This is a genomic window from Sandarakinorhabdus sp. AAP62 (genome assembly GCF_000331225.1).
Lineage (GTDB): Bacteria > Pseudomonadota > Alphaproteobacteria > Sphingomonadales > Sphingomonadaceae > Sandarakinorhabdus.
On record NZ_ANFY01000009.1, the window covers coordinates 142,497 to 164,030 of the forward strand.

General features: G+C 66.3%; 23 protein-coding genes. 11 read left to right on the plus strand and 12 right to left on the minus strand.

Annotated elements, in window-relative coordinates; translation table 11 throughout:
* Window positions 1-91 precede the first annotated feature (91 nt).
* Window positions 92-805 (plus strand): uracil-DNA glycosylase family protein, encoded by a 714-nt coding sequence (locus tag D619_RS0110230; protein ID WP_017668495.1) that lies wholly within the window; start codon window positions 92-94, stop codon window positions 803-805.
* Window positions 802-2,697: a lytic transglycosylase domain-containing protein gene (locus D619_RS16355; protein ID WP_017668496.1), complete on the plus strand. Its 1,896-nt coding sequence runs from the start codon at window positions 802-804 to the stop codon at window positions 2,695-2,697. Before D619_RS0110230 ends, D619_RS16355 begins: the two co-directional genes overlap by 4 nt.
* Before the next feature lie 2 nt (window positions 2,698-2,699).
* Here D619_RS16355 and D619_RS0110240 read toward each other — a convergent pair whose 3' ends face one another.
* A complete protein-coding gene (locus D619_RS0110240) occupies window positions 2,700-3,098 on the minus strand; it encodes a GFA family protein (RefSeq protein WP_026090932.1) in 399 nt (132 codons plus the stop codon).
* 22 nt (window positions 3,099-3,120) lie between these two features.
* Complete coding sequence (locus D619_RS0110245) at window positions 3,121-3,489, minus strand: VOC family protein (RefSeq protein WP_152417411.1); 369 nt, start codon at window positions 3,487-3,489, stop codon at window positions 3,121-3,123.
* A 75-nt stretch (window positions 3,490-3,564) separates the two neighbouring features.
* Here D619_RS0110245 and moaB point away from each other — a divergent pair, with 75 nt between their 5' ends.
* Both moaB and D619_RS0110255 read left to right on the plus strand, forming a co-directional pair.
* Window positions 3,565-4,092, plus strand: coding sequence for a molybdenum cofactor biosynthesis protein B (gene moaB / locus D619_RS0110250; RefSeq protein ID WP_017668499.1), 528 nt, complete (start codon window positions 3,565-3,567; stop codon window positions 4,090-4,092).
* Between the two features lie 3 nt (window positions 4,093-4,095).
* Complete coding sequence (locus D619_RS0110255) at window positions 4,096-4,548, plus strand: hypothetical protein (RefSeq protein ID WP_017668500.1); 453 nt, start codon at window positions 4,096-4,098, stop codon at window positions 4,546-4,548.
* A gap of 7 nt (window positions 4,549-4,555) precedes the next feature.
* On the opposite strand, the gene D619_RS0110260 is transcribed toward D619_RS0110255, so the two are convergent.
* Complete coding sequence (locus tag D619_RS0110260; RefSeq protein WP_193743293.1) at window positions 4,556-5,095, minus strand: nuclear transport factor 2 family protein; 540 nt, start codon at window positions 5,093-5,095, stop codon at window positions 4,556-4,558.
* A 146-nt stretch (window positions 5,096-5,241) separates the two neighbouring features.
* Here D619_RS0110260 and D619_RS0110265 point away from each other — a divergent pair, with 146 nt between their 5' ends.
* The 3 genes from D619_RS0110265 (at window position 5,242) to D619_RS0110275 (ending at window position 7,148) form a co-directional block, all read left to right on the plus strand.
* Window positions 5,242-5,667, plus strand: a complete 426-nt coding sequence (locus D619_RS0110265; RefSeq protein WP_020480460.1) for a DUF3224 domain-containing protein — start codon at window positions 5,242-5,244, stop codon at window positions 5,665-5,667.
* Window positions 5,645-6,727, plus strand: coding sequence for a PA0069 family radical SAM protein (locus D619_RS0110270; protein ID WP_017668503.1), 1,083 nt, complete (start codon window positions 5,645-5,647; stop codon window positions 6,725-6,727). Before D619_RS0110265 ends, D619_RS0110270 begins: the two co-directional genes overlap by 23 nt.
* 88 nt (window positions 6,728-6,815) lie before the next feature.
* Window positions 6,816-7,148, plus strand: coding sequence for a tRNA-binding protein (locus tag D619_RS0110275; protein ID WP_017668504.1), 333 nt, complete (start codon window positions 6,816-6,818; stop codon window positions 7,146-7,148).
* Here the strand turns inward: D619_RS0110275 and D619_RS0110280 are convergent.
* Together D619_RS0110280 and D619_RS0110285 are read right to left on the minus strand one after the other, a co-directional pair.
* Window positions 7,145-7,531 carry a VOC family protein gene (locus D619_RS0110280; protein WP_017668505.1) on the minus strand — a complete coding sequence of 129 codons (387 nt, stop codon included), beginning with the start codon at window positions 7,529-7,531 and terminating at the stop codon, window positions 7,145-7,147. The genes D619_RS0110275 and D619_RS0110280 overlap by 4 nt on opposite strands.
* Window positions 7,532-7,644: 113 nt before the next feature.
* The gene (locus D619_RS0110285) at window positions 7,645-9,270 is read right to left on the minus strand and encodes a long-chain-fatty-acid--CoA ligase (RefSeq protein ID WP_020480461.1); all 1,626 of its coding nucleotides are present in this window, start codon (window positions 9,268-9,270) and stop codon (window positions 7,645-7,647) included.
* A gap of 170 nt (window positions 9,271-9,440) precedes the next feature.
* On the opposite strand from D619_RS0110285, the gene D619_RS0110290 reads away from it, so the two are divergent.
* Window positions 9,441-9,626: a hypothetical protein gene (locus tag D619_RS0110290; RefSeq protein ID WP_026090934.1), complete on the plus strand. Its 186-nt coding sequence runs from the start codon at window positions 9,441-9,443 to the stop codon at window positions 9,624-9,626.
* Here D619_RS0110290 and D619_RS0110295 read toward each other — a convergent pair.
* Window positions 9,551-10,366 (minus strand): phosphatidylcholine/phosphatidylserine synthase, encoded by an 816-nt coding sequence (locus D619_RS0110295; protein WP_017668507.1) that lies wholly within the window; start codon window positions 10,364-10,366, stop codon window positions 9,551-9,553. The genes D619_RS0110290 and D619_RS0110295 overlap by 76 nt on opposite strands.
* A gap of 40 nt (window positions 10,367-10,406) precedes the next feature.
* Window positions 10,407-11,261: a phosphatidylserine decarboxylase gene (locus D619_RS0110300; RefSeq protein ID WP_017668508.1), complete on the minus strand. Its 855-nt coding sequence runs from the start codon at window positions 11,259-11,261 to the stop codon at window positions 10,407-10,409.
* A gap of 83 nt (window positions 11,262-11,344) precedes the next feature.
* Here D619_RS0110300 and D619_RS0110305 point away from each other — a divergent pair, with 83 nt between their 5' ends.
* The 3 genes from D619_RS0110305 (at window position 11,345) to D619_RS0110315 (ending at window position 15,017) form a co-directional block, all read left to right on the plus strand.
* A complete protein-coding gene (locus D619_RS0110305) occupies window positions 11,345-11,902 on the plus strand; it encodes a TIGR00730 family Rossman fold protein (RefSeq protein WP_017668509.1) in 558 nt (185 codons plus the stop codon).
* A 64-nt stretch (window positions 11,903-11,966) separates the two neighbouring features.
* Window positions 11,967-13,190 carry an NADP-dependent isocitrate dehydrogenase gene (locus D619_RS0110310; protein WP_017668510.1) on the plus strand — a complete coding sequence of 408 codons (1,224 nt, stop codon included), beginning with the start codon at window positions 11,967-11,969 and terminating at the stop codon, window positions 13,188-13,190.
* A gap of 96 nt (window positions 13,191-13,286) precedes the next feature.
* Complete coding sequence (locus tag D619_RS0110315) at window positions 13,287-15,017, plus strand: cation:proton antiporter (protein WP_017668511.1); 1,731 nt, start codon at window positions 13,287-13,289, stop codon at window positions 15,015-15,017.
* Window positions 15,018-15,021: 4 nt separating this feature from the next.
* On the opposite strand, the gene D619_RS0110320 is transcribed toward D619_RS0110315, so the two are convergent.
* The 5 genes from D619_RS0110320 to D619_RS0110340 all read right to left on the minus strand — a co-directional run bounded on the left by D619_RS0110320 (window position 15,022) and on the right by D619_RS0110340 (window position 21,515).
* Entirely contained in the window at window positions 15,022-15,729 is a 708-nt protein-coding gene (locus tag D619_RS0110320; protein ID WP_017668512.1) for a class I SAM-dependent methyltransferase, read from the minus strand.
* Between the two features lies 1 nt (window position 15,730).
* Window positions 15,731-17,479 carry an SLC13 family permease gene (locus tag D619_RS16360; protein ID WP_017668513.1) on the minus strand — a complete coding sequence of 583 codons (1,749 nt, stop codon included), beginning with the start codon at window positions 17,477-17,479 and terminating at the stop codon, window positions 15,731-15,733.
* Window positions 17,480-17,562: 83 nt separating this feature from the next.
* The gene (gene alaS / locus D619_RS0110330; RefSeq protein WP_017668514.1) at window positions 17,563-20,208 is read right to left on the minus strand and encodes an alanine--tRNA ligase; all 2,646 of its coding nucleotides are present in this window, start codon (window positions 20,206-20,208) and stop codon (window positions 17,563-17,565) included.
* 45 nt (window positions 20,209-20,253) lie between these two features.
* A complete protein-coding gene (locus D619_RS0110335) occupies window positions 20,254-20,706 on the minus strand; it encodes a GNAT family N-acetyltransferase (protein WP_017668515.1) in 453 nt (150 codons plus the stop codon).
* Window positions 20,682-21,515 (minus strand): methyltransferase domain-containing protein, encoded by an 834-nt coding sequence (locus D619_RS0110340; protein ID WP_017668516.1) that lies wholly within the window; start codon window positions 21,513-21,515, stop codon window positions 20,682-20,684. Before D619_RS0110340 ends, D619_RS0110335 begins: the two co-directional genes overlap by 25 nt.
* Window positions 21,516-21,534 lie beyond the last annotated feature (19 nt).

Sequence of the window (21,534 nt, forward strand, 5' to 3'; positions counted from 1 at the left end):
CTTCGGGTTGGCGCGCAACTACCATCATTCACCAGATAGCTTGATGACAAAGGCTTGACCAGACGGGGCGGACTGTTGCTTTTGGTCGTTTGTGACCCTGCCCCACACCACCGCCGCCGATCCGGGCGCTGCTCTGGCCTTTCTGGTCAGCGCCGGTGCCACGGAAGCGATGACGGAACAGCCCCGCCGCTGGCTCGACGCGCCGCCGCCGCGAACTGAAGCTGCGGCCCCAGCAATGGCAACGCCGGCGCCGCGCGCGACGGCCCCGGCAGCGCCCGCCGCCGAACATCCGGCCCGCGCCTGTGCCGATATTCCCGCCCTGCTTGCCCTGCTTGGCCGGTTTCCCGATGCCCGCACCCGGCCGCCGCTGCTGTTTCATGGTGCGCTGGAAGCCCGGGTCTGGGTGCTGATCGACCGGCCCGACGCCGATCCCACCCACCGCGACACCATCGATCGCATGCTGGCCGCCATCGATCTGGATTGGAACCGCGCGGCATTGGTCAGCCGCCTGCCGTGGCCAACGCCCGGCGACGGCGAACCCACCGCCAGCAGCCTGGCCCGTTTTACCCCGGTGGTGGAGCGGCTGGCCGAACTGGCGCCGCCCGCCCATGTGCTGGCGCTGGGCCAGGCCGCCGCCGAACTGGCCGGTAGCCAGGCGCGGCTGGGCAGCAGCCGTGGCCGCTGGTTCGATTGGCGCGCCGCGCAGCTGATGCCGTCGATCCACCCGCGCGCCATGGGCGGCAACAAGGAATTGAAGCGCCAGGCGTTCGAGCATCTGAAACTGTTCCGGGCTGCCATCGCATGACCCGCGCCGCAGCCCTGATTGCCCTGGTTCTGGCTGGCCCGGCCGCCGCGATCACCGTGCCGCCCGCGCTGATGCCGCCCACACCGCCGCCGCTGACCACCCTGCCGCCCGCCGCCGCCCCGCTGCTCACGGTGACCGGCCAGCGCACCGGCATCACGCAACGCCAGCGCCTGGTGCCGCCGCAATTGAGCGAGGAGGAGCGCGCTGCGTTCCGGCAGATTTTCCTCGATCTCGATGCCGGCCGCTTCACCGCTGCCGAACGCGGCCTTGCCGCCCTGCCCGCTGGACTGCTCAGCGAAACCGCCCGCGCGGCGCTGATCGTGGCGCGCGGCACCGGCAGGCTCAGCCGTGCCGATCTTGCCGCCTGGCTGGCGGCCAATCCCGATCTGCCGCTGTCGCCCAAGGTCGCGCGGCTGGCCGAAGCGCTGCCCGGTGCCGACAGCGCCCCCTTGCCGCTGCTGCCCGAAGCGCGCCCGTTCCGCACCGCCAGCAGCCCCGGTTTCCGCACGGAAAGCCTGCCGGCCGATGGCGAACTCAGCGCCCGGCTGAAGCCGCTGCTGGCGGCCGACCGCAATGACGAGGCGGAGCGGCTGTGGCTGGCGCAGGCGCCTTCGCTGTCACCTTTCGCCCGCGCCGATCTGGCCGCGCGCATCGCCTGGAACCATTATCGCATGGGTGACGATGCCGCCGCCTGGCGCATGGGGCTGGAGGCCACCGCGGGTCTGGGCCAGGGCGCGTCTGATGGCGCCTGGACCGCCGGGCTTGCCGCCTTCCGCCTGGGCCGCTGGCGCGATGCCGCCGAAGCCTTTGATCTGGTCAAGACGGGCCGCGACGATACGCGTGCCGCTGCGGCCTTCTGGGCCGGGCGCAGCTGGGGCCTGGCCGGCGACCCGGCGAAACGCACGGCGCGGCTGCAACAGGCCGCAACGTCGGTGGCGAGTTTCTATGGCCTGCTCGCCCGCCGCACGCTGGGCGTCGATCAGGGCCTTGACTGGCGCGAACCCGATTTCATCACTGCCGACTGGAATTATCTTAAAGCTGTGCCCGGCGCCCGCCGCGCCGCCGCACTGGTGGAAATCGGCCAGCTGGGCCTGGCTGATCGCGAATTGCGCCACCTTGCCGCCACCGCACCGGCCGATGCCTATCCGGCCATCCTGCGCCTGGCCGCCCGGCTCGATCTGCCGGCGACGCAATACAGCCTCGCCACGCGCCCGCCCGTTGGCCTCGAAGCGCCACTGTCGGCGCGGTATCCTGCCCCCGATTGGGTGCCGTTCCGTGGCTGGCGGGTGCCGCGCAGCCTCGCCTTTGCCCATGCGCTGCAGGAATCGGCCTTCATCACTACCGCCACCAGCCGCACCGGCGCCAAGGGCCTGATGCAGTTGATGCCCGACACCCGCGATCTGGTGAACCGCCGCATCCTGAAGGAAACGCCCGATGCCGCCTCCGTGGTGGGCGACATGGCCGATCCGGCCTATAATTTCGAACTGGGGCAGACCTATCTGGAAGTGCTGGGCCGCATGGGCCTCACCGGCGGGCTGCTGCCCAAGGTGATCGCTGCCTACAATGCCGGGCCGGGCGCCGTGCAGACATGGAACCGCACGCTGGATGACCAGGGCGATCCGCTGCTGTTCATCGAATCCATCCCGTATCGCGAGACACGGCATTATGTCGAAGTCGTGCTGAGGAACCTTTGGATGTATGAACTGCGCGATGGCCAGACGCCGGCATCCATGGACGCCATCGCAGCTGGCCTGTGGCCGCGCCTGCCCGGCATTGGCGGCCAGTTGGCCGTGAAGCGCGACCCGCTGCCCATCCGGCCGCGCCCCGAACCCGGCAGCTTCACCCCCGAAGCCTGGCCCAGCGACGATCGCGCCGTCGCCGGCGGCAAATAGGCTCAGCCGGGAAAGCGCTGATAGCCCGGCAGTTCGTGCGCCGTCGCCATCCAGCTGATGCGCTCGGCCAGTTGGATATGGCCATCGGGGACAAACACATCGGGATGATCGAGCGTGGCGGACTGCACATCGACAATGCCCGGCAAATTTTCGGCATTGCGGTAATATATGCCGCTGCCACAGCGACCGCAGAAATAGCGCCAGCTTTGCCCCGACGAATTGAACGCAACCGGTTCGCCCCTGGTCACCCGAAAATCGGCTTCGGCAAAGGCGGCCCAGGCCACCATGGGCGCCCCGCTGCTCTTGCGGCAATCCTGGCAATGGCACAGCGCCACGTGCCTTGGCGCACCGCTCACTTCATAGCGCACCGCGCCGCACTGGCAGCCCCCTGCTTCAGCCATCTTGCCCTCTCCTTGTTGAACTTCAACGTTGCTGCGTCAGGCTCAGCAGATTGCCCTCGCTGTCATTGAACCAGGCGATGCGGGCGCCGCCATCAGGCGAATTCCAGATGCCCTCTTCGTCCTGGCCAAAGCCCGGATAGATCAGCATTTCGACGCCGGCTGCCACCAGGCCTGTTACCGCCGCGCCAGCATCCGCCACCTTCCAGCCCAGCACCGGATATTTGCCGGGCGCCCAATCGGGCAGCGCTGTCAGCCGGATAAAACCGTCGCCGCACGGAAACTGATCGCCAAACGGATCGATGGCCGGCGCCCCGATGCCGAACACCGGCCCCAGCACATCGCGATAGAAAGCCCGCGCCCGTTCCCGGTCGGTCACGCAGATCATTGCCATTATCTGGGCCATCGCTGTTCCCCCTCGCCGTTCTGCCACCATGACAAGACGGCAAGGAGCAGCCTAGCATCGTTCATGCCCATCGATGAGTCGCTTTCCTTCGTGCCACTCCACATCGCCGTCGCCACGGTGAGCGACACCCGTGTGGCCGCGACCGATACGTCGGGCGATACGCTGGTCGCCCGGCTCACCGCTGCCGGCCATGTCCTTGCCGCCCGCGCCATCATCAGGGACGAGGTGCCGGCGCTGATTGCGCAGTTGAATGCGTGGATCGACGATCCGGCGGTTGATGTGATCATCACCACCGGCGGCACTGGCGTCACTGGCCGCGATGTCACGCCCGAAGCGCTCGATCAGGTGATGGAAAAAGCCATCCCCGGTTTTGGCGAGCTGTTCCGCTGGCTCAGCTTCCAGAGCATCGGCACCTCCACCATCCAGTCCCGCGCCTGCGCCGGCCTGGCGCGCGGCACCTATATCTTCTGCCTGCCCGGTTCGACCGGCGCCGTGAAGGACGGCTGGGACGGCATCCTCGCCACCCAGCTCGATGCCCGCCACCGGCCGTGCAATTTTGTCGAGCTCATCCCGCGTCTGCGGGAACGCTGAACGGTGCGCTATTTCCTGGACTGCGAATTCAACGGCTTCGACGGCCCCTTGATCTCCATCGCATTGGTGCCGGAATTGGAAGGCCATGGCGATTTCTATGCCGTGCTGCCCTGCCACCGCCCGCTGCGCTGGGTGCAGGACCATGTGATGCCCAAGCTGGGCGCCCCGGTCCAGAGCCGCGCCGACGTGGTGGCCAAGCTTGCCGCCTATCTGGCAGCCGATGCCGAACCCGTGCTGGTCGCCGATTGGCCGGAAGACATCGCCCACGCCGCCGGCCTGCTGGTGTTCCAGGGCCGCCGCATGGTGCCGCACGTACGTTTCGACCTCATCAACCTGCCCGGCTTCGACACCGCCAGCATGAGCACCTCGCCCCACAACGCCCTGGCCGACGCCCATGCCCTGCGCCGCGAAGTGCTCACCCGCGAAGCGCTGGCGCTGGGGAATGTTGCCGCCTGAACGCGGCTCAGTGGCCGGAGGCGGCTGAGGCGGCCGGCAGGTCCAGCACCATGTCCTTGCTCAACTTCATGGTGCCATCAGCCTGACGCTTGAAAACGGCCACCCAGTTGCCGGTCTCCACTGAAGGTTGCCCGGTGGCGGGGTTGGTGAACGTGAAGCGATAGATGGCCTGATAGATGGCCATGTCCCCCGCCTCGGCCACGTCCACTGTTTCGTCGGACGCCTCCAGTTTCAGCGCCGGGTCGGCCATCTGTGCCTTGATCTGGGCGAGAACGGCATCTCGGCCCACATTGTTGGGCGCCCCATGCATCATGCCCAGCATGTCGGGCGCGGCGATGCTGGCCGCCTTCACCGGATCGCGGGCGGCATAGGCTTCAATCTGGGTCCCGATTGCCGCCTTCACTTCGGCGGCAACAGCCTGCCGGTCCACCGTGATGCGCGCCTCAGCCTGCGGAGCCTTGCCGGCGCCGGCGTTGCATCCAGCCAGCAACATGATGGCCAACAGCGGCGATGCGGCACCCCACCGGTTGCAAACACGTTCGATCATTGCCACCCCCATTCGACCGCGCGGCATGACACCTGAGCCACGCGACAATGGCAAGCCAAAAAACACCGGTTTGCGATCCGCACATGTTCCTGATACGTTCACATCTCCAGGAGAGTCGCGTGCAAAAACTGATCGGAGCAGTTCTGATGATGGCCAGCCTTACATCGGGCAATGCGGCGGCGGCAGTCGAAGCCCGCGGTCAGTTCAACGTTGCGCTCGCCGCGCTGCCCGCAGCACCTGGCGGCCTCGCGCAGCACAGGCTGGAAAAACAGTTCAGCGGCGATCTGGCCGGCACCAGCACCGGCGTGATGATGAGCGCCGGCGATCCGGCCAAGGGCATTGCCGGTTATGTGGCAATGGAGATGGTGGAAGCCACGCTGGCTGGCCGCAGCGGCGGCTTCGTGCTGCAGCACAATGGCACCATGGATGCCGGCGGGCAGCAGCTCAATGTGGTCATCGTGCCCGGCTCCGGCACCGGCGCGCTGGCCGGGATCACCGGCAGCATGGCAATCCGGATCGAAAACCGGCAGCATTATTACACGCTGACCTATGACCTCCCCGCTGCACCCTGAGGCGGTGCGCGGACGCGGCGCCACGCTGAACGTGGTACCGTCGCGCTTTGGCCTCGCCGCCCGCGAAGCCGATGGCGATTGGCTGGATGCTGCCGCCACGGTCGACGACGCGCCTTTCCCCTTGCGCACCACGGTGACGGTGGAACGCCCGCGCAGCATCATCACCCGCAACCAGTCGCCGGATGTGCCGTTCGATCGCTCGATCAACGCCTATCGCGGCTGCGAACATGGCTGCGTCTACTGCTTTGCCCGGCCCACCCACGCCTATCATGATCTGTCGCCGGGCCTCGATTTCGAAAGCCGCCTGTTCGCCAAGCCCGACGCGCCGGCACTGTTGAAGGCCGAACTCGGCAAGCGCGGCTATCAATGTCAGCCGATCGCGCTGGGCACCAACACCGATCCCTATCAGCCGATCGAGCGCGACTGGAGGATCACGCGCCAACTGCTTGAAGTGCTTGATGATTGCCATCATCCCGTCACCATCACCACAAAGTCCGACCGTGTGTGTCGCGACCGCAATATCCTGGCCAGCATGGCAACCCGCGGCCTCGCCGCCGTGATGATCAGTGTGACAACTCTCGATCCCCAGCTCGCTCGCCTGATGGAGCCGCGCGCCGCCACCCCGCCGCGCCGGCTCGCCGCCATCCGGGCACTCGCCCAGGCCGGCGTGCCGGTGTTTGTCTCGCTCTCCCCGATGATCCCGGCGATCAACGATCACGAGATCGAGGCCATCGTGGCCGCCGCTGCAGATGCCGGTGCGGTTGGCGCCTATTCCATCCCCGTGCGCCTGCCCCACGAAGTCGCGCCGCTGTTCCGCGACTGGCTGGCCACCCATTTCCCCGACCGCGCCGCCCGCGTGATGCACCACATCACCAGCATGCGCGGCGGCAAGGACAATGACCCGCGCTTCTTCGCGCGCTTCCAGGCCCAGGGCCCCTACGCCGCCCTGATGCGCCAGCGCTTCCACAAGGCCTGCGCCGCCCACGGCCTCAGCCGCGATCGAATCCCGCTCGACTGCAGCCAGTTTCGCCCGCCCAGCGACCAGCTGGCGTTGTTCTGAAAGCCCGCCTTCCTTCACCCCTCCCTTTCAAGGGAGGGGCCGGGGGTGGGTCCTCGCCACAGGCTCAAACCTGCGCCACAAACCAACCATGATCAGCACGCAAGATTTTCTCGCTGTCGAAATCCACGCCGGCACGGTGATCGACGCCCAGCCTTTCCCGGAAGCCCGCAAGCCCGCCATCAAGCTCGTCATCGATTTCGGGCCCGATATTGGCGTGAAGAAGAGTTCGGCACAGATCACTGTCCACTACACACCCGAAACCCTGATCGGCCGCCAGGTCATCGCCGTCACCAATTTCCCGCCGCGCCAGATCGGCAAGTACATGAGCGAAGTGCTGGTACTTGGCCTGCCCGACGCCACTGGCGCCGTCGTGCTGCTCGGCCCGGATCTGCCCGTCCCCAACGGCGGACGGATGCATTAGTCGACCACATTTTTCCCGGGCGGATACCAGGTCACCTCGACGCGCAGGCCATCGGGATCGGGCATGAACAGGGCATGGGCGCCGCCCAGATGCTGGATCGGCTGGATGGCATGCCCCTTGGCCAGCATGGCCTCGCGCAGCTGCGCGACGAAATCCGCGGTGGGCGCGCGAAAGCCGAGATGGTTCAAGCCCGGCCCGCGCCGTTCATAGGCCCGCGTGCCGGCCTCGGCCGCCAGCACCTGCACGTGCAGGCCATCACCGTTCACCCAGACATCATCGCGGCGCCGCTCAAAGCCGAGCAACGGCAGCAGATCGGCATAAAAGGCCCGGCTGGCGGCCGCATCACGCCCCAGGATGACAAGATGATCGAGGGAAAGGCTCATGGCTACTGTCCTGCACGTACTGGTCTGCAGCACAGTTCGTGGCACAGGCGCCACAAATTAACCCCCGCCATCGCCAATCTTTGATTGGTAACGACAAATCCCCGCTTGGGCGCTCACGCCGTCGGCAGCTTGTAGTCCTTGTACTGCTCCCGCAGCGCCACCTTCAGCAATTTGCCGGTGGCCGTGTGCGGCAGGCTGGGCACGACCAGCACATCATCGGGCGTCCACCATTTGGCGATCTTCCCATCCAGATAGGCCAGCACATTTTCCTTGCTCACTTCGGCGCCGTCCTTGGGCACCACCAGCAACAGCGGGCGCTCGTCCCATTTCGGGTGATGCACGCCGATCACGCAGGCTTCCGCCACGCCCGGCGCACCAACGGCGACATTTTCCAGATCGATGGACGACACCCACTCGCCGCCCGACTTGATCACGTCCTTGGCACGGTCGACGATCTGCATATAGCCAAGCGGGTCCAGCGTCGCGACATCGCCGGTATCGAACCAGCCATCCTCGAACGCCGAAGCACCATCGCCCTTGAAGTAACTGCCGACCGTCCACGGCCCACGTACCAGCAGCCGGCCAAAGGCCACCCCATCACGCGGCAGCTCCTGGCCCGCATCGTCAACGATCTTCATCTCGACACCGAAAACGCCGCGACCCTGCTTGATACGCACATCAAGCTGCTGCTGATAATCCATTGACTCTGTTTCCGGAACGCCTGCACCAACTGTGCCGAGCGGCGACATTTCGGTCATCCCCCACAGCTGCAACACCCTCACGCCCAACTTGTCATAGGCTTCGATCATGGCGCGCGGCACGGCCGAGCCCCCAATGGCCGTTCTATTCAATTTTCCAAGGGTTTGGCCGGTTTTCTCAAGATACTGCATCATGCCCAGCCAGATGGTCGGCACCGCCAGCGCCAGGTCCACCTCTTCCTCGACGATCAACGTGTGCAGCGTCGGCGGATCGAAATTGGGGCCGCCCATCACCAGCTTGGCACCGGTGAGCGCGGCAACATAGGGGATCGACCAGGCATTGGCATGATACATGGGTGCAATCGGCAGCACCACGGTGCTGGCACCCATGCCGAACGTATCGGTGGCCGCCGCCGCCATGGCGTGCAGCACGTTGGAACGATGGCTGTACTGCACCCCCTTGGGATTGCCGGTGGTGCCGCTGGTATAGCACAGGCCAGCCGGTGCCGTTTCCGGCAGCTCCGCCCACGGCTCGTCCACGCTCTCCCCGGCCAGCAGCTCCTCATAGCAGAGCAGGTTCAGGCTCGATTCCGGCATGTGGGCGCGATCGGTGAGCAGCACGAAATGTTCGATAGTGGAGAGGCTTGGCGCCAGCTTCTCAACCAGTTTCACAAAGGCGAGATCAAAAAACAGCACCCGGTCTTCGGCGTGATTGGCGATATAGATGATCTGCTCTTCAAACAGGCGTGGGTTGATGGTGTGCGCCACCCCGCCCATGCCGGAAATGCCGTACCAGCTTTCCAAGTGCCGCCACGTGTTCCAGGCCAGAGTGGCAATGCGATCCCCGGGCTGCATCCCCAATCGCCGCAACGCGCCGGCCACTTGCTTCGCCCGACCCCGCACCTGGGCCCAATTGGTCCGATGCTTGGACCCTTCGCAGCTCAGCGACACGATCTCGCGATTGGCATGATAGATGGCAGCGTGGTCGATCAGCTTGCTCACCAGCAGCGGCCAATCCTGCATCGTTCCGTGCATCATCATCTCCCCATGGCTTTGTACTGCGCCGGCCTCCCCGGCCCGCATGCACTTGGCTTCGTTCATAACCTTGGCCGCCCTGATGCGAAAGAGGGGCTTGACGAGCGGAACAGAAAAGGAACATATCAACGGAACAGAGATAGAACATCAGAACGATTCGCCGAAGGAGCGCGACAATGACGATGCTGTTGATGCTGATGGCCTGCATGGCCGCCTGGGCGCTGGTGGCGCTGATGCTGGGCGATGCCCGCCTGATGCTGATTGATGCCCTGCGCGGGCAGCCGGCTCAGGGTGGCGGCTGGATGCCGTCGTCGCGGGCCGTGGTTCGGGTTGCCCCTTCCCGTGCCTTCACCCGGGCATAGGATCGCACCGCAAAAGGCAGCAGCACGGCATAGACGGCGCTGACCAGCGTCAGCATGGGCCAGGGATCGGTGAACAAGGCGCCGGCAAACAGGCCAACGGCCGCCAGCGCCGGCAGCCGCCACGCCGCCCGCAGCCGCAACGCGCCAAAGCCAAAGGTCGGCAGGTTGGAAACCATCAGGAAGGCGACAATCAGTGTCGTCACCGCCACCACGCTGGCCCGCGTGGCGGGATCGTCCAGAAATGCCGGCGCCAGCCAGAAGTGGAGATAGAGCGGCGTCAGGGCAAGGCCGGCGCCCGCCGGTGCCGGAATGCCGGTCATATAGCCCAGCCGCTTGTGCGGTTGATCCACGGCATCGATCTGGGCGTTGAAGCGCGCCAGCCGCAGGGCGCAGGCAATGGCCTGGGCCAGGGCAATCACCCAGCCAAAACGGCCCGGCAGATGCTGCAGCGCCCACAGATACATGATCAGCGTCGGGGCCACGCCAAAGGCCGTCACATCCGACAGGGAATCGAGTTCGGCGCCAAAGCGGCTGGTGCCCTTCAGCAGCCGGGCAATCCGGCCATCTATCCCGTCCAGCACCGCCGCCAGCACCACGGCACCAACGGCCTTTTCCCATTCCCCGCCAATGGCAAAGCGCACACCGGTCAGGCCGACACACAGCGCCAGCACGGTGACGGCATTGGGCACCACCGCGCGCAGCGGGATGCCGCGCCGACGCGGAAGATCAGGCCCGCTCATCGCGGCGACAGCAGATTGCCAATGTCCACATCACTGGTCTTCATTGCGCCTGGGCACCCTGCATCAGCGGCGTGCCCTTGACCGCCAGCACGGTTTCCCCGGCAATGGCACGCTGACCCACCGCAACAGCCGGCACATAGCCCGCCGGCAGGAACACATCGACCCGACTGCCGAAACGGATCAGGCCAAAACGTTCGCCCACCTTCAGCGCCTGGCCAACATCCACCCACTTCATGATGCGCCGCGCCACCAGGCCGGCAATCTGGGTGAAGGCGACGCGCACGCCGCTGGCATCTTCCATCACGAAATACTGGCGCTCATTCTCTTCGCTGGCCTTGTCGAGATCGGCATTGAGGAACTTGCCAGGCACATAGACGATGCGGGTCAGCCGCCCGGCGATCGGCGCGCGGTTCACGTGCACATCAAACACGTTCATGAACACCGTCACCCGTGTTACAAGGCCTTCATTCAGCCCGCCTTCGCCCAGCAGCTGGCGCGGCACCTCGACATTGGTGATCAGGCTCACCAGCCCGTCGGCCGGCGACACGATCAGATTCTCGCCCAGCGGCGTCACCCGCACCGGATCGCGGAAGAAGGCCGCCACCCAGATGGCAATGCCGAGCAGCAGGAAGCTGAGTGCAGTCCATTCCAGCACCAGGCCGCCGAACAGCACCGCGGCCAGCGCGATGCCGAGGAACTTGCGGCCTTCGGGGTGCATGTCGGGCAGGCGATATTTGGCGCTCTCGCCCGGCACCAGCGGCAGCGGGCCGGCCGGCACTTCCGGTGGTGGCGGCGGCGCAGACGGCAGCTGCGGCTCCGCCTCCGGCGTCACCTTCAGCGCGTTCAGCTCGGCCTCGAGCTCCTCGATGGTCAGCTTCTTGTCGGGATCGGTCATGCTCGCTGCTTTAGCCTCGTCATACGCCACTTGGCAATTCATCGTGGATTGCGCCCGGCTGGCCGATGCGCCACAGGGCGGCGATGATCCGATCACTGCTGCTGTTCTGTGGTTCCCGCCCTGGCCATGATCCGGCCCATGCCGAACTGGCTGCCGGCTTTGGCGCCCTGTGCGCGGCGCGCGGCGTCACCCTCGTCTATGGCGGCGGCCGGGTTGGCCTAATGGGCGTTGCCGCGCGCGCCTGCATGGCCGGCGGTGGCCGCGTGATCGGCATCATCCCGCGCCTGCTGATGACCACCGAAATCGCCCAGGACGGCCTTGATGAACTGCATGTCGTGGAGACGCTGCACGAGCGCAAGGCCCTGATGCACCGGCTTTCCGACGCCATCATCGCCCTGCCCGGCAGCATCGGCACGCTCGACGAATTGTTCGAAAGCCTGACCTGGCGCGAGTTGGGCATCCACGACAAGCCGATCTGGCTGCTGGATGGTGGTGACTATTGGCAACCGCTCACCGCCCTGCTCGCCCACATTGGCGATGCCGGCTTTGGCCCGCCGCACCTTGCCACCCTGGCCGAACCACTTGCCGATCTTGCCGCCCTGTCGGAAAAGCTTGGGTCCGCCGGTCACGCTAACCGTTGACCACAGCCGCATCGAACACCTACAACGCTGCTACATTCCGTCGCACATTTTTCAGGAAGCACCGATGCCCAAGATCAAGGTCGAAAATCCCGTTGTCGAGCTGGACGGCGATGAAATGACCCGGATCATCTGGCAGTGGATCCGCGAACAGCTGATCCTGCCCTATCTGGATATCGATCTGAAATATTACGATCTCGGCATGGAAAACCGTGACGACACCAACGACAAGGTGACGGTTGAATCGGCCAACGCGATCAAGGAATTCGGCGTGGGCGTGAAATGCGCCACCATCACGCCCGACGAAGCCCGCGTGAAGGAATTCGGGCTGAAGCGGATGTGGAAATCGCCGAACGGCACCATCCGCAACATCCTGGGCGGCGTCGTCTTCCGCGAACCCATCGTCATCAAATCGGTGCCGCGCCTGGTACCGGGCTGGACCGATCCGATCGTCATCGGCCGCCACGCCTTTGGCGATCAGTATCGCGCCACCGATTTCAAGGTGCCCGGCCCCGGCAAGCTGACCATGCGCTGGGAAGCGCAGGATGGCAGCGGCGTGATCGAGGAAGAGGTGTTCGAATTCCCGTCGGCCGGCGTCGCCATGGGCATGTACAACCTTGACGACAGCATCCGTGATTTCGCCCGCGCCTGCCTGAATTACGGCCTCGATCGCGGCTGGCCGGTCTATCTTTCGACCAAGAACACCATCCTGAAGGCCTACGACGGCCGCTTCAAGGATCTGTTCGAGGAAGTCTATACCAATGATTTCAAGGCGCAGTTCCGCAAGGCTGGCATCGTCTATGAACATCGCCTGATCGACGATCTGGTGGCCTCGGCGCTGAAATGGTCGGGCAAGTTCGTCTGGGCCTGCAAGAATTATGATGGCGACGTGCAGTCCGACATGGTGGCGCAGGGCTATGGCAGTCTGGGCCTGATGACCAGCATCCTGATGACGCCCGACGGCAAGACGGTGGAAGCCGAAGCCGCCCACGGCACCGTGACCCGCCATTATCGCATGCACCAGGAAGGCAAGCCGACCAGCACCAACCCGATCGCCAGCATCTTCGCCTGGACTGGCGGTCTGAAACATCGCGGCAAGCTGGACGGCACGCCGCTGGTGACGAATTTCGCCGAAACGCTGGAGCGCGTCTGCGTCGAAACCGTCGAATCCGGTGCCATGACCAAGGATCTGGCGCTGCTGATCGGCCCGGATCAGGCGTGGATGACGACGGAGAAATTCTTCGAAGCCGTGCGCGCCAATCTGGACGCAGCCATCGTCAAGGGCCTGTAATCCCCGCCCATTCGCTCCCTGTTGCGCCCGCACCAACCGGGCGGTGCGGGCAGTTGCCGGGGTGACAAGGCCCGCCGGCTCCCGCAAGGTGCCGCCATGGCACTGAATCTGGAATCCACGGCCTTCAAGGACATGGTGCTCGTGCTGGGCGCCGCCGGGCTGGTGATTCCGGCCTTCGCGGCGCTGCGCATCTCGCCGGTGATCGGCTTCATCCTGATCGGCGTGGCCGCCGGGCCCTTTGGCCTGGGCCAATTGCCGGGGCTGGGCTGGCTGGAATTATCCAATCCCGAGGCACTTGCTGCACCAGCCGAATTGGGCGTCGCCCTGCTGCTGTTCGCATTGGGGCTGGAACTCAGCCTCGATCGCATCCGCACCATGCGCAGCCTGATCTTTGGCCTGGGCAGCCTGCAACTGCTGATCTGTGCCGGGCTGATGATGGCGGTGCTGGTTGTGCTGGGCGAACCGATGATGGCCGTGCTGGTCATTGCCTTTGCCATGGCGCTGTCCTCAACGGCTGTCGGCCTGCAGCTGCTGTCGGCCAGTGGCCGCCTCAACAGCCAGGCCGGCCGCAAGGCGCTGGGCGTGCTGCTGTTCCAGGATCTGGCGCTGGCCCCGATCCTGCTGCTGATCGGCGCCGGCAGTGGCGGCAGTTTCGGGCGCAGCCTGGTCGTTGGCATTGGCGCGCTGGTCGGCATCGCCCTGTTTGCCCGGGTGATCGTGCCGCCGCTGTTCCTGCAGGCGGCGCGCACCCGGCGATCGGAATTGTTCCTGGCCGCGGCCCTGGTGGTGCTGATCGGCTCTGCGGCGACGGCGGCACTGGCCGGGCTGTCGCCGGCAGTCGGCGCCCTGATGGCCGGGCTGATCCTTTCGACCAGCGATTATCGCCGCCAGATCGAAGCGGCGATCCAGCCCTTTGAAGGCCTGTTGCTGGGGGTGTTCCTGATCTGGGTCGGCAGTGGCCTCGATCTGGCGGCCATCGCAGCCGATCCCTGGCCGGTGCTGGGCGGCACGGCGCTGGTGCTGATGCTGAAGGCGGCTGCAGTCTATGCGTTGCTGCGCCTGCGCGGCAGCCGGCGCGGTGTGGCGGGCCATGTCGCGCTGCTGCTGGCCAGCCCATCGGAAACCAGCCTGATCGTGCTGGCGGCAGCCACGTCGGCCGGACTGATCGGCGGCAGCACGGCCCAAACCGCGCTGGCCGTCGCCTCGCTCACCCTCGCGCTGGCGCCGCTGCTGGGCCTGGCCGGCGCCCGGCTGGAAGCGGAAAGCAACGAAGGCCAACAGGAATCCGCCCCGGAAACAGCGGACCAGCAGACGGTGATCATCGGCTATGGCCGGGTTGGCCGGCTGGTGGCGCAAATGCTCGACATGCACGGCCAGGCGTGGCTGGCGGTGGACAGTGATCCGGACGAGGTGCAGCGCCTGCGCCGCGCCGGCAAGCGCGTGATCTATGGCGACGCCCGCCGCCCCGAACTGCTGGACCGGCTGAAGCTGGATCAGGCCCGCGCCGTGGTGTTGACCATCGACGACATGCGCATGCTCGATCTGCTGGTGCGCCGCATCCGGGCCAGCCATCCCGATCTGTGCATCGTGGTGCGCGCCCGCGATGCCGAACATGCCGGCACGCTCTATGCGGTTGGCGCCACCGATGCCGTGCCCGAAACCGTGGAGAGCAGCCTGCAACTGGCCGAAGCGGTGCTGGTGGATCTGGGCGTGCCGATGGGTCCGGTGATCGCTTCGGTGCACGAGAAGCGTGACGAACTGCGCACCCAGATCAAGGGTAGCGGTGTCTCGCCCAAGCGTCCGCCCCTGCGCACGCTGCGGCGCTGATCGATCAGGCCGGCTTGCGCCACATCATGATGTGGAAATTCGGCACCCGGTTGTAACGGTCACGCTTGCCCTCCGGCCCACCCGTGGCCGGCGGTTCATCGAAATGGGTGAGAATCAGCCCGTGGCCAAGCAGCGCCTGCATGTAGCGTTTGAGCGGACGATGATGGTTGATGATGTCAACGCCAGCCCAAGCCGTGCGGCGCGGGCGCTCCTCCAGATAATGATCGATGGGAAAGCTCGGCTCGCCCTCCAGCGGCTTGAGCCAGCCCAGATGTACGGCAGCGGTGTTGAACGAGGTGAGATTGGCGATCAGCAGATGACCGCCGGGCCGGATGGCCGCGATGATGCGTTCCAGCGCCGCATCCAGATCCGGCATGTCGATCAGCGACAGATAGCAGACCGCCAAATCATATCCACCCGGTTCGACCAGCATCGATTCGGCCGCCGCCACGCGGTAGTCGCCATCAGGATGCAACGCCTGTGCCTGGCCAATCAGGGAAACGGCCGGATCAATACCCGTGGTGGCCAACCCGCGCGCGCAGAGCATCCGGCAGAACCGTCCTTCGCCGCAGCCGACATCCAGCACACGCGCCGGCGCAATCGCATCGACCAGCGCCAGCATCGGCGTATCCAGCACATGAACGCGGCCGAAATCGCCGCTTTCGCCCTGGATGGCGATCCACGCGGCCGCCGAATCCTCCCAATCGCTCATGCTAACTCCATGCCCACAGGATCAGCGGCGTGCCCAACAGCAGTACCATCAGGCTGATCGGCGCTCCGATACGGGCATAATCGCCGAATTGATAGCCGCCCGGCCCCCACACCAGCACGTTGGACTGGTGACCGATGGGGGTAAGGAAATCGCACGACGCGCCCACCCCCACTGCCATGAGCATGGCATCCACCGGCACACCACTGGCCTGGCCGGCGCTGGCGGCGATGGGCGCCATGATCAGCACGGCCGCAGCGTTGTTGAGGAAAGGCGTCACCGCCATCGTCACCGCCAGCACCCCGCCCACCAGCAGCCAGGCTGGCCGGCCTTCGCCCAGATTGGACAGCCCCGCTGCCAGCTCACCGGCAATGCTGCTCTGGCCAAAGGCAGTGGCCACCGGAATCAGGGCCGCCAGCAGCAGGATCACCGGCCAATCAATGTCGCGATAGGCGTCAGCGGGCAGCCGACCGGCCAGCGCCAGCACGATCACCCCCAGCAGCAACGCCAACCCCAGCGAGGTGAGGCCGGCGCCCGCCGCGGCAATTGCCGCCAGCAGGGCCAACAATGGCAACAGATCGCGCGGGGCCAGCCCCAACCGGATCGGCCGGTCCGCCAGCGGCAACAGACCCATGGTGGCAGCCAATGCCGGCACCCGATCGGCAGCCACCTGCAGCAACAGCACATCGCCGGCCTGCGGTGCCTGCGCCGCCAACGCCTCGGCGATGGCCTTGCCGCGCCGGCTCACCGCCACCAGCGCCGCCGTCTGCCCCGCCAGCATGTCGCTGGCCGCCGGGTTGCCGGCCAGCGGCGATCCATCGGTCACGACAAATTCGGCAAAGGCGCCGGCCAGCAGATCGTCCTCGGCTTCGCTGACAATTTGCAGCCCCCATCGGTTCAACGCCTGTTCCACCACTGCCGCGCGGCCTTCCACCTGCACGATGTCGCCAGGCAACAGCCGGCGTGAAGCCCGCGGCGCCGTCACCAGCAGGCCGCCGCGATCGATGGCGTGCACCTCCAGCTGGTCGGTGCCCTGCATGGTGGCGGCGAGACGCTCCACGGTCAGATCGGGGGAAACGCCATCGGGCACCCGCAGCTCGAACAGATAATCGGCAATGCGGAATTTCAGCGGCTGCTCGTCCCGCTCCGCCCGCACCGGCAGCAGCCGCACCAGCAATAGCGTCATCGCGATGCCCACCACCGCCAGCGGCAGGCCGACCCGGGCAAAATCAAACATGGCAAAGGCCGTGCCACCCAGATCGGCGCGCATCTGGGCCAGCAGGATATTGGGCGGCGTGCCGATCATGGTGACCAGCCCGCCAAGCAGTGAGGCAAAGGCCATTGGCATCAGCACCCGGCTGGGCGACACATGGGCCGCCCGGCAACTGCCCAATGCGGCCGGCAGCAGCAACGCCAGCGCGCCGACATTGTTCATCACGCTCGATGCCGCCCCGGTGAGCAGCGCATAGACGATGCCGATGCCGGCCTCCCGGCTCAACAGCGGCTGCAGCGGGCGCAACAGGCGTTCCAGCATGCCCGATCGCGACACGGCCGCGCTGAGCACCATCACGGCCGCCACCGTGATCACCGCCGGATCACCAAAGCCGGCAAAGGCCTCTGCAGCCGGCACCAGCCCCAGCAAGACGCTGGCGGCCAGCATCAGCAGCGCCACCAGATCGTGGCGGATGCGTTCGGTGGCAAATCCGACCAGGCCGGCGCCAAAGATCAGCAGGATGAGAGCGCCATCGGACACGGCCCGGAGCCTAGGCCGGTTTGGCGCAGCAGGGCAAATCCAACGCGGTGGCGGCAGGGCCAAGCGCCCCGCCGCTGCGACCATCACCCTGCGAGCGCGGCCTTCACGGCGGCAATCGCGTCGGCTGCCTTGTCGGCATCCGGGCCGCCCGCCTGTGCCATGTCGGGTCGGCCGCCGCCGCCCTGCCCGCCCAGCGCTGCAGCTGCCACGCGCACCAGATCCACGGCCGATCGCGTGCCAACCAGATCGTCGGTCACACCCACCGCCACGCTGGCGCGGCCGTCGTTCACCGCCACGATGGCAACGATGCCGCTGCCCAGCGCCTGCTTGGCTTCGTCCACCAGGCCGCGCAGGGCCTTGGCCTCAAGGCCATCCAGCACCTGGCCCTGGAAGGCGATGCCATTGACCATTTCGGGGCCGGCCTTGGCGCCGGCAGGTCCGGCCAGGGCGAGCGCCTTCTTCGCATCAGCCAGTTCGCGTTCAAGCCGCTTGCGCTCGTCGATCAAGGTGGCGAGCCGCGCCGGGACTTCCTCCGGCCGCGCCTTGATGGCGGCGGCGGCTTCCAGCAACAGCGCCTCGCGCTCGTTCAGCCATTCGCGCGCGGCGATGCCGGTCTTGCCTTCGATGCGGCGCACGCCGCTGGCAACGGCGCTTTCCGATGTGATCTTCAAGAGGCCGATATCGCCCAGCGCTTCGGCGTGGGTGCCACCGCACAGTTCCACCGAATAAATGTCGCCGCCGTCATCGGCCCCCATCGAAAGGACGCGCACTTCCTCGCCATATTTTTCGCCGAACAGCGCCATGGCGCCGGCTTCGATGGCGGCATCCGGCGTCATCAGCTTGGTCGAAACCGGGCGATTGCCCAGCACTTGCGCGTTCACATCGGCTTCCACCTGCGCCAGTTCGGCCGGCGTCATCGCCTTCTGGTGTGAAAAGTCGAAGCGCAGATAATCCTCGCCGACGTAACTGCCCTTCTGCGTGACATGTGTGCCAAGCCGGCGTCGCAGCGCGGCATGCAGCAAGTGGGTGGCGCTGTGGGCGCGGCGATGGGCACCGCGCTGCGGGGCATCCACGTCCAGCTTCACGACATCGCCCACCGACAGCGGCCCGGCTGTCAGCGTCACGTCATGCAGGTGCAACTTGCCCAGCGCCTTGCGCGTGTCGGCCACGCGCGACGTGAGGCCGTCGCCCCAGCTGATGCTGCCGCCATCGCCGGCCTGGCCGCCGCTTTCGGCGTAGAATGGCGTCTGGTTGGTGACGACGACAAGCTTGTCCCCGGCGTTGGCGGTGTCGATCTGCTGGCCGTCCTTCACCAGGGCGACCACCTTTGCTTCGCCGGTCAGGCTGGAATAGCCGGTGAATTCCGTTGCACCTTCGGCCTCGACGATGTCGAACCACACTGCGGCGTCCTTGGCTTCGCCGGAACCGCTCCACGCGGCGCGGGCGAGGCGGCGCTGTTCGGCCATGGCGGCATCGAAACCAGCACGATCCACCGCGATGCCGCGCGCGCGCAGGGCGTCCTCGGTCAGGTCATAGGGGAAGCCGAACGTGTCATAAAGCTTGAAGGCGACATCGCCGGGCAGCGTGCCGCCGGCGGCGAGCTTCGCGGTCGCGTCATCCAGCAGCCCCAGCCCACGCTCCAGCGTCTGGCGGAACCGTGTCTCCTCCAGCTTCAGCGTCTCCTCGATCAGCGCCTGCGCGCGGCCGAGTTCCGGATAGGCCTGGCCCATCGTCGCCATCAGCGCTGGCACCAACTGGTGCATCAACGGCTCCCTGGCGCCCAGCAAATGCGCGTGGCGCATGGCGCGGCGCATGATGCGGCGCAGCACATAGCCGCGGCCTTCGTTGGCCGGCAGCACGCCATCGGCCACCAGAAAGCCCGACGAGCGCAAGTGATCGGCAATGACCCGGTGCGAAGCGCGGGCTTCGGCGGTCAGCGCCTTGCCCACCTTGTCTTCGCTGGCGGCGATCAGCGTCTTGAAGGTATCGGTATCATAATTGTCGTGCACGCCCTGCAGCACGGCGGCGATGCGTTCCAGGCCCATGCCGGTATCGATGCTGGGGCGCGGCAGGTTCAGGCGGGTTTCGCGATCAACCTGCTCATATTGCATGAACACCAGGTTCCAGATCTCGACGAAACGATCGCCATCCTCATCCGGGCTGCCGGGCGGGCCACCGGGGATGTGATCGCCGTGATCGTAGAAGATTTCCGAACACGGCCCGCAGGGACCAGTATCGCCCATCGACCAGAAATTGTCGTTGGTGGCGATGCGGATGATCTTCTCCTCCGGCAGGCCGGCGATCTTCTTCCACAGATCGGCGGCTTCATCGTCGGTGTGATAGACGGTGACGCACAGCCGGCTCTTGTCCAGGCCCCATTCGCGGGTCAAGAGATCCCAGGCCAGCGTGATCGCCTGTTCCTTGAAATAATCGCCGAACGAGAAATTGCCCAGCATTTCAAAGAAGGTGTGGTGGCGGGCGGTGTAGCCCACGTTATCCAGATCATTGTGCTTGCCGCCGGCACGAACGCACTTCTGGCTGCTGGCCGCCTGCGTGTAGGGGCGCGTCTCGAGGCCGGTGAAGACATTCTTGAACGGCACCATGCCGGCGTTGACGAACATCAGCGTCGGATCATTCTGCGGCACCAGCGGCGCCGACGGCACCACCGTGTGGCCCGCCTTGGCGAAGTGATCGAGGAAGCTGCGGCGTATGTCGTTCGACGAGATCATGGATTGAGCGCTTAACGCCGTGAAGCGCCAGCGTAAAGGCCGGCTTCAGGGGCGAAAGCTGAACATGATGACACCGTCGCCGTGGCGGGCGGCCGGTGTCGGCTCACCGCCGCCTGCTGTATAGAGCCCGCGCGCGGCCCGGTTGCTGCTGTTGGTGAGGACCCAGGCGCCTTCGCAGCCCAGCGACCAGGCATGAGCCAGCGTCGTCAGCAGCAGCTGGCGGCCAACGCCACGGCGCTGCCAGGCGTCAGCCACGCCGACCTCGTTGATCCAGCATTCCAAGGGCTTGTCAGGGTGAAGATAGGTGACGGCGCTGACGAAGCCGACAATGGCGGCATCGTGGATGGCGGCAAACAGGTGGTGATCGGGGTGGTCGAGGAAGCGATGCGCCATCTCGGGACGGACCGGGTCGTCAAACACGCCTTGTGCGGCCAGCAGCAAGGGCAGATCGCCTGGCCCGAGCCGGCGGACGGTCAGGCCCGCGCCGTGACCAGCCATATCGCACCGGGCAGCCGCACCTGGCCATCCTGCAGGAAGGCCGTCAGCGCTTCGGCCAGGATGGGCTTGGCGGCATCGCCAATGCCTGCATCGCGAACCGCCCGCGCGGCCGGACCAATGCGCAGGTTGAACTGCACGGCACTGGCAATCGGATCATCACCGTCACCCACCATCATTTCAAAAGGCAGGCTGTGGAAAGCCAGATCCTGCCAGCCGGCGGCTTCCAGCAGGGTGGCGACGCGCGCGGGATCGGCAAAGGCAAAGGGGCCGGGCGCATGCGGATCGCTGGGCGGCATGGCGGGCAACAGATGCGCCAGTGCCGTCATCGGCAAGGTGGCCCACAGATTGCGCGCGGCCGGCTGCCAGCAGGCAAAGACGAGGCGCCCGCCGGGTGCGGCCAGGCCGTGCAGATTGGCGAAGGCCGCGCCTGGATCGGCGAAGAACATGACGCCAAAGCGCGAAAGGATCAGATCAAAGCCACTTTCTTCGGCCCAGGTCGCCGCATCGGCGGCGATGAACTCAGCCTCGCTCAGCAAGGCTTCGGCCCGTTCACGGGCGCGGGCCAGCAGCGGTTCGGACACATCGAGGCCGATGGCATGGCCGCCCTCACCCACCACGGCATCGATCGCCAGCGTGGTTTCGCCCGCGCCGCAGCCGATATCCAGCACCAGTTCACCCGGCTGCGGCGCGGCGGCGGCCAGCAACGCGGTGGTGACCGGGGTCAGCGCCAGATCCATCCGCTCCTGCATCAGCACCCAGGTCTCGCCGACCTTGCTGTTCCAATATTCGATCTGCTCGGCGTTCGACATGGCGCGTCCTCCAGGCGGT